This window comes from Pseudarthrobacter niigatensis (genome assembly GCF_030812615.1).
Lineage (GTDB): Bacteria > Actinomycetota > Actinomycetes > Actinomycetales > Micrococcaceae > Arthrobacter > Arthrobacter niigatensis.
Window position 1 is genome coordinate 152943 of sequence record NZ_JAUSTB010000011.1, and the last position, 6447, is coordinate 159389.

The following is a 6447-nucleotide window of genomic DNA, read 5'->3' on the forward strand; positions in this document are numbered from 1 at the left end:
CGCGCTCCTCCGGAGGGTGTCCCGGCGCCGGAAAGGCCGCGGCTTACGCGGGAGTAGTGTTGTCTCATCATGACGAGCACGTTCCGCACCCTGACAGTCCCCCTGGATGGCAAAGCATTCCCCGGGGGACTGCCGTCGTTTCTGGTCAGGGACGATGTCCTGTGCTGGACCCGCCGGGAAGCCGGGCTGGCAGGCTTCGGCGAGACTGCGCGCTTCACTGCCACCGGGCCGGACCGGTTCCTTGAAGCGGACATCTGGTGGCGGCACCTGGTCCTGGAGGCCGAGGTGTCGGACGCCGTCGAGTTGCCAGGCACGGGACCCGTCGCTTTCGGCTCTTTCGCTTTCTCCAAGACCTCGGCCCACGAGTCCCGGCTGATCGTGCCGGAGATCGTGGTGGGCGTGCGGGACAACCAGGCATGGCTTACCCAGTTGACGTTCGACGGCGGCCCGCTCACCGAAGAGACAGCCCTCGCCGCGCTGGACCGCTGGCTGGGCGGCGGTCCGCCCGCTGCGCCGGCGACGGAAGGCACGACGCCGGCAGGAGACTCAGCCGGGGACGCTTCGATTGGTGGCGTGCCCGGCCAGGTGGGCGGCGCCGTCGTGCGCCCGCTCCCGCTGGCGGCCGGCGCAACGCTGCACACGGGTTCCCTTAGCGAGGAAGCCTGGATGGAGGCCGTGGCCGCCGGTGTTGCCGAAATCCGCACAGGCGCCCTGGAAAAGCTGGTGCTGGCCCGGGACGTCGTGGCAACTATTCCTTCCGGCGTACATGCCGCCGATGTACTGCGCGAGCTCGCCGCCAGGTACCGCGAATGCTGGACCTATGGCGTGGACGGCCTGGTGGGGGCCACACCCGAGATGCTGATCCAGGTGGAGGGACGCACTGCCCAGGCCCGCGTGCTGGCGGGCACCCTGGACCGCCGCGACGCGCACGGCGAGGACGGCCCGCCGATGGACTACGCCACACGCGTCCTGGCTGGTTCCGAAAAGCAACGGCATGAGCATGAGATCGCCATCCAGTCGCTGACCAGGCAGCTGGCGCCATTCTCCGAGGCGATGAACGCCCACGACGAACCCTTCATCCTGGAGCTGCCCAACGTCTGGCACCTGGCCTCCGACGTGAAGGCCGAACTCACCGAGGTGGAAGGCCATGTGCCCACCTGCCTGGCCCTGATCAATGCGCTGCACCCCACCGCTGCTGTCTGCGGGACCCCCACGCTGGTTGCCGGGGAACTGATCCGCAAGCTGGAGCACCTGGACCGCGGGCCTTACGCCGGTCCGGTGGGCTGGCTGGATGCGGCCGGCAACGGCGAGTGGGGCATCGCCCTGCGCGGCGCGGTCATCGAATCCCCCGAAACCGTGCGGCTGTATGCCGGCTGCGGGATCGTAGATGGCTCGCAGCCGGAGGCCGAACTGGCCGAGACGTGGGCCAAGTTCCGGCCGATGCTGGAGTCCCTGGGCATCGGCAGCTGACGTTCTTCCGCCCCCGAGCGGACAGGGAGTCTGGGATGACAGACGACTCCTGCCCTGGAAGGCTTGATTTTGTCACCGCTACAGTTATCCAATAGTGAAACTTAGTTGCGTGTGACGTACCTCTCTTGTTGAGCGTTACACTATAAGCCGCGTTAGTACCTCATAGCCCCTGCAACAAAAGGTAAGAAATGCAGACTCCCCGTACCCTCCTGGGCACCTCCAAGCTGACCGCCGCCACTATGATCGCCATCAGCGCCCTGGCCCTCTCAGCATGCACCAACGCCTCGGAAACGGGTCCCTCCAGCGCGGCCACCTCCTCGGGCAGCGCCAGCGCCAGCTTTGATCCCGCCACCGTCAAGAAGGACGACGCCCTGGCCGCCATGGTCCCGGACGCCATCAAGTCCAAGGGCACCATCACGGTTGGCTCCGACACCAGCTACGCCCCGGCCGAATTCCTCGGTTCGGACGGCCAGACACCAGTCGGCTACGACGTGGACATCGCCAAGGCCATCGGCGCCACCCTCGGCCTCAAGGTCCAGGTCCAGACCGCGGAATTCACCGGCATCCTTCCGGCCCTCGGCCCCAAGTACGATCTGGGCATCTCATCGTTCACCATCAACCCGGAGCGCCTGGGCGCAGTGAACATGGTCAGCTACTTCAACGCAGGGACCGCCTGGGCCGTGAAGAAGGGCAACCCCAGCAAGTTCTCCCTGGACGATGTGTGCGGCAAGTCCATCGGCGTGCAGACCGGCACCGTCCAGGAGGACCCGGACCTCTCCGACCGCAACAAGAAGTGCGTTGCTGACGGCAAGAAGCCCATTGACATCGTCACCCTGAAGAACCAGACCGATGTCACCACCCGCCTGGTGAACGGCAGCATCGATGCCATGGCTGCGGACTCCCCCATCATCGGCTACGCGCTGACCCAGACCAACGGCCAGCTGGAGAAGCTGGGCGACGTCTACGATTCCGCTCCGCAGGGCATCGCCGTGGCTAAGGCCGATACCGCCTGGGCAGAGGTCATCCAGAAGACCGTCACCAAGCTGATGCAAGACGGCTCCTACAAGAAGATCCTGGACGGCTGGGGCAACTCCGAAGGTGCCATCACCAAGTCCGAGGTCAACCCGGCGGTTAAGTCTTGAGTTTTCGCGTTACCGACGACAAGTCAGGTGTGCACATGGACGGCCAGCATAAGGACGACGCACCGGTACTGAACAAGGCGGTGCCGGTGCGTCACCCGGGCCGCTGGATCAGCGCTTTCATCATCCTGGCGCTGGTCGTTCTGTTCCTGCAGAGCCTGTTTACCAACCCCAACTTCCGCTGGGATGTGGTGGGCACCTACATCCTGGACGTCAAGGTGGTCCAGGGCGTGGGCTGGACGCTTCTGCTGACGGTCACTTCCATGGTCCTGGCCATCGTCCTGGCCATCCTGCTAGCGTTCATGCGCCAGTCCGACAATCCCGTATTCCGCTGGTCCAGCTGGGTGTGGGTGTGGTTCTTCCGTGGAACACCCGTCTACACCCAGCTGGTGCTGTGGGGCCTGATTTCGGTTCTGTACCCCAAGATCAGCGCGGGCGTGCCGTTCGGACCCGAGCTCTTCAGCCTGGACACCGCGGCAGTCATCAACGCCACCGTGGCAGCCATCCTGGGCCTTGGCCTGAACGAATCGGCCTACCTCGCGGAAATTTTCCGCGCCGGCCTGAAGTCCGTTGACCGCGGCCAAATGGAGGCGGCCGAGGCATTGGGCATGGGCAAGACAAAGATCATGTGGCGGATCATCCTGCCGCAGGCCATGCGCGTCATTGTTCCGCCCACGGGCAACGAAACCATCGGCATGCTGAAGACCACCTCGCTGGTCCTGGCCGTGCCGTTCACCCTGGACCTCACCTTCGCCACCAACGCCCTGGCCAACCGGACCTACCTTCCGGTTCCGTTGCTGATCGTGGCCGCCATTTGGTACCTGGTGATCACCAGCATCCTGATGGTGGGCCAGCACTACATTGAGGCGTACTACGGCAAGGGCGTCGACAATCTCGCGCCGGCGGGCAAGCCGGTGGCCAAGTCGGCCCGCGTGGCCTTGAGCCAGGACGGCGGACGGTCGATGGAAACGGACTTCCCCGAGGAGAGTGCACGATGACCGTCACAGCAGAAAAGCCGCTGGTCAAGATCGAGGGCCTCCACAAGTACTACGGGCACCACCATGTGCTCCGGGGCATCGACATGACCGTCAACCAGGGCGAAGTTTCGGTGGTGATCGGGCCCTCGGGTTCCGGCAAGTCCACCATGCTGCGCTGCGTGAACCTCCTTGAGAGCATCAGCGCCGGGCGGATTTCCGTAGGTGGCCAGCTGATTGGCTACCGTGAGGTCAACGGCAAGCTCCACGACCTCAAGACCAAGGAAATCGCCGCCCAGCGCCGCGAAATCGGCATGGTGTTCCAGCGGTTCAACCTGTTCCCGCACAAGACCGCGCTGCAGAACGTCATGGAAGCGCCGGTGCATGTCAAGGGCCAGTCCAAGGCTGCCGCCCAGAAGCGTGCGCTTGAGCTGCTGGACCGGGTGGGGCTGGCGGACCGCTCAGGCCACTACCCGTCGCAGCTCTCGGGCGGCCAGCAGCAGCGCGTTGCCATCGCCCGGGCCCTGGCCATGGACCCGGAACTCATGTTGTTCGACGAGCCCACCTCGGCGCTGGACCCGGAGCTGGTGGGCGATGTCCTGAACGTGATGAAGGACCTGGCCAAGTCCGGCATGACCATGATCGTGGTGACCCACGAGATCGGCTTCGCCCGCGAGGTGGGCGACACGCTGACCTTCATGGACGGCGGTGTGGTGGTGGAATCGGGCGATCCCCGCGAGATCATCGCCAACCCGCAGCACGCGCGCACCAAGGAGTTCCTGGGCCGCGTGCTCTGACTCAGTTCCTCACTTCCGACGCGCAAATGCCCTGTCGCTACCGGTATTCCGGCAGCGACAGGGCATTTCCGTGCCATAGCGGATTGTGCGCGTCGAAAGCTACTGCCCCGCCAGCACAGCCTCAACGGCGGCGGAGACTGCTTCCTTGATCCGGACGTGGAGCTCCCGCAGCGCCCGGCGGTCCGTGCGGACCTCCACGATGCTGCGCCCCTGTACTGGCCGGTCCAGCGCCTCGGCGAGTCCCGCCGTCGTACTCACCAGGGAATGCCCGACGCCGTACGCTGCGGCGAGTGCCGCGATGTCCACGGAGTGCGGGGTGCCGAAGAGGCGCTCTACGGCGTCTCCATAGAGGCCGCCCTCCTCCACTCCCCCGTGCTCGAGCAGGCTGAAGATGGCGCCGCCGGAATCGTTCAGGACCACGATCCGCAGGTCCGGCTGTTCTTCACCGGCGCCGAGGAGGAGCCCGCCCACGTCGTGCAGGAAGGTCACGTCGCCCAGCAGGACGGTGGTCTGCTGCCGTCCGCCGAGGGCGATGCCCGTGGCGGTGGAGATGGTGCCGTCGATGCCTGCTAGGCCCCGGTTGGCGTACACGGTGGCGGCCGGATCCGCGCCGGGAAGTCCGGCGAGGTCAACGTCGCGGATGCCGTTGGAGGAACCGAGCAGCAGCTGGCCGCGTGAATGCTTCCAGACCAGCGCGGCGACGGACGGCCCGGTGGCGGCGGCCTCCGTTGACACCACCCGGTCCAGCGCGTGCTGCGCGGCCGATCCAGCCAGGAGCCACGTGTCCAGCCAATCGGAGGCACCGCGGCCGGCGAACCCGGCGAGGTCCGCGAGGTTCTCCAGTGGGAGCTCGGTGCGCCGTCCCGGCTCGTACCAGGCCACCGGGACGGGCTGGTACAGGGCGCATTCGACGTCGGCACTGGCCAGCAGCGCCGCCACGGGACGGGACAGCGTGGGCCGGCCGAACAGCACCACGCGCTCGATAGGCTGCGCGGAACCGGCCCGGAAATGTTCCAGCAGCAGCCGGTACGGGCCTACGGCGTTGGGCCCAAAGCGGGAGTTGGAGGAGGGCTCGGCGAGCAGCGGCAGGTTGTGGGCACGGGCGAATGCTTCGGCAACCGGACCGGCGTCGTGCCCTGCGAGCACCACCGTTCGCCGCTCCGGCAGGGTGTCCGGGGCCGGCGGCAGGTTCATGACCAGCGGCTCGGATCCTACCCGGTAGCGCTGCCGCTCAACGGCCCCGGGCAGCCCCTCGTCCGGGGCGGGAACCAGCGGGTCGCGGAACGCGAGGTTGAGCTGGACCGGGCCCGGCGGAAAGTCCGGGAATGCGCCGGTTGCCGCTGAGAGTCCGGTCTGGATGGCCCGCTTGGGGTTGCTGCCGGCCGGAACGTCGGCGGCGAACCGGACGTGCTCGCCAAAGAGGTCCGGCTGCACGGTGGTCTGGTTGGCTCCGGTTCCGCGGAGCTCATCCGGCCGGTCTGCCGACAGGACAATCAGCGGGACGGCGGCGTGGTTGGCTTCCATCACGGCGGGCATCAGGTTTCCGACGGCGGTCCCGGACGTGGTGAGGACGGCCGCGGGTGAGCCGCTGGACAGGGCCAGGCCAAGTGCGGTGAAGCCTGCCGAGCGCTCATCGATCCGGACCAGCAGGTCCACCCGGCCCGCGGCAGAGGCTTCGGCGAGGGCGTATGCCATGGGGGCCGACCGCGAACCCGGCGATACCACCACGTGCCGCACGCCGCCGTCGAGCAGGACGTCGACGGCGATCCTCGCCGCAGCGAGCGCGCTTAGCTCAGCGTCGGGGGCGTCAGGGCTGCCCAGCCCAGGGGTGTCCGGGGCTGGTTCGTTCAACGAAGTCACCAAACCAGTCTGCCACCCTCCAACGCCCCATCACCTCCTGCCCCAAGCCACCACACGCCCCATCACCTCCTGCCCTAATCCACCACACGCCCCATCACCTCCTGCCTTCATAGTGGGGTTAGCCTCTGTTGGTGGACACCTGAAGTAGCGGGATCCTGGGATTCTGCGGGAAGGTGTTCTTGTGAGCACGACACGACGTAAATTCAC

The 6447-nt window shown here is 66.7% G+C and carries 5 protein-coding genes; 4 read left to right on the top strand and 1 reads right to left on the bottom strand.

Translation table 11 applies throughout. The features are described from left to right. Positions 1 to 69 precede the first annotated feature (69 nt). The 4 genes from J2T23_RS15860 to J2T23_RS15875 all read left to right on the top strand — a co-directional run bounded on the left by J2T23_RS15860 (position 70) and on the right by J2T23_RS15875 (position 4380). Complete coding sequence (locus J2T23_RS15860; RefSeq protein ID WP_141182201.1) at positions 70 to 1470, top strand: isochorismate synthase; 1401 nt, start codon at positions 70 to 72, stop codon at positions 1468 to 1470. Positions 1471 to 1658: 188 nt separating this feature from the next. Beyond that, complete coding sequence (locus J2T23_RS15865) at positions 1659 to 2612, top strand: ABC transporter substrate-binding protein (RefSeq protein WP_307361483.1); 954 nt, start codon at positions 1659 to 1661, stop codon at positions 2610 to 2612. A 35-nt stretch (positions 2613 to 2647) separates the two neighbouring features. After that, positions 2648 to 3607, top strand: a complete 960-nt coding sequence (locus J2T23_RS15870; protein WP_141159644.1) for an amino acid ABC transporter permease — start codon at positions 2648 to 2650, stop codon at positions 3605 to 3607. Then, positions 3604 to 4380 carry an amino acid ABC transporter ATP-binding protein gene (locus J2T23_RS15875; protein ID WP_141182203.1) on the top strand — a complete coding sequence of 259 codons (777 nt, stop codon included), beginning with the start codon at positions 3604 to 3606 and terminating at the stop codon, positions 4378 to 4380. The genes J2T23_RS15870 and J2T23_RS15875 overlap by 4 nt, the downstream gene beginning before the upstream one ends. A 99-nt stretch (positions 4381 to 4479) precedes the next feature. Here the strand turns inward: J2T23_RS15875 and menD are convergent, their stop codons facing one another. Then, positions 4480 to 6231: a 2-succinyl-5-enolpyruvyl-6-hydroxy-3-cyclohexene-1-carboxylic-acid synthase gene (gene menD / locus J2T23_RS15880; protein WP_307361495.1), complete on the bottom strand. Its 1752-nt coding sequence runs from the start codon at positions 6229 to 6231 to the stop codon at positions 4480 to 4482. Positions 6232 to 6447 lie beyond the last annotated feature (216 nt).

Coding starts and splice junctions, on each gene's coding strand:
- J2T23_RS15860 (WP_141182201.1), top strand. CDS start 70: ATGACGAGCACGTTCCGCACCCTGACAGTCCCCCTGGATGGCAAAGCA.
- J2T23_RS15865 (WP_307361483.1), top strand. CDS start 1,659: ATGCAGACTCCCCGTACCCTCCTGGGCACCTCCAAGCTGACCGCCGCC.
- J2T23_RS15870 (WP_141159644.1), top strand. CDS start 2,648: ATGGACGGCCAGCATAAGGACGACGCACCGGTACTGAACAAGGCGGTG.
- J2T23_RS15875 (WP_141182203.1), top strand. CDS start 3,604: ATGACCGTCACAGCAGAAAAGCCGCTGGTCAAGATCGAGGGCCTCCAC.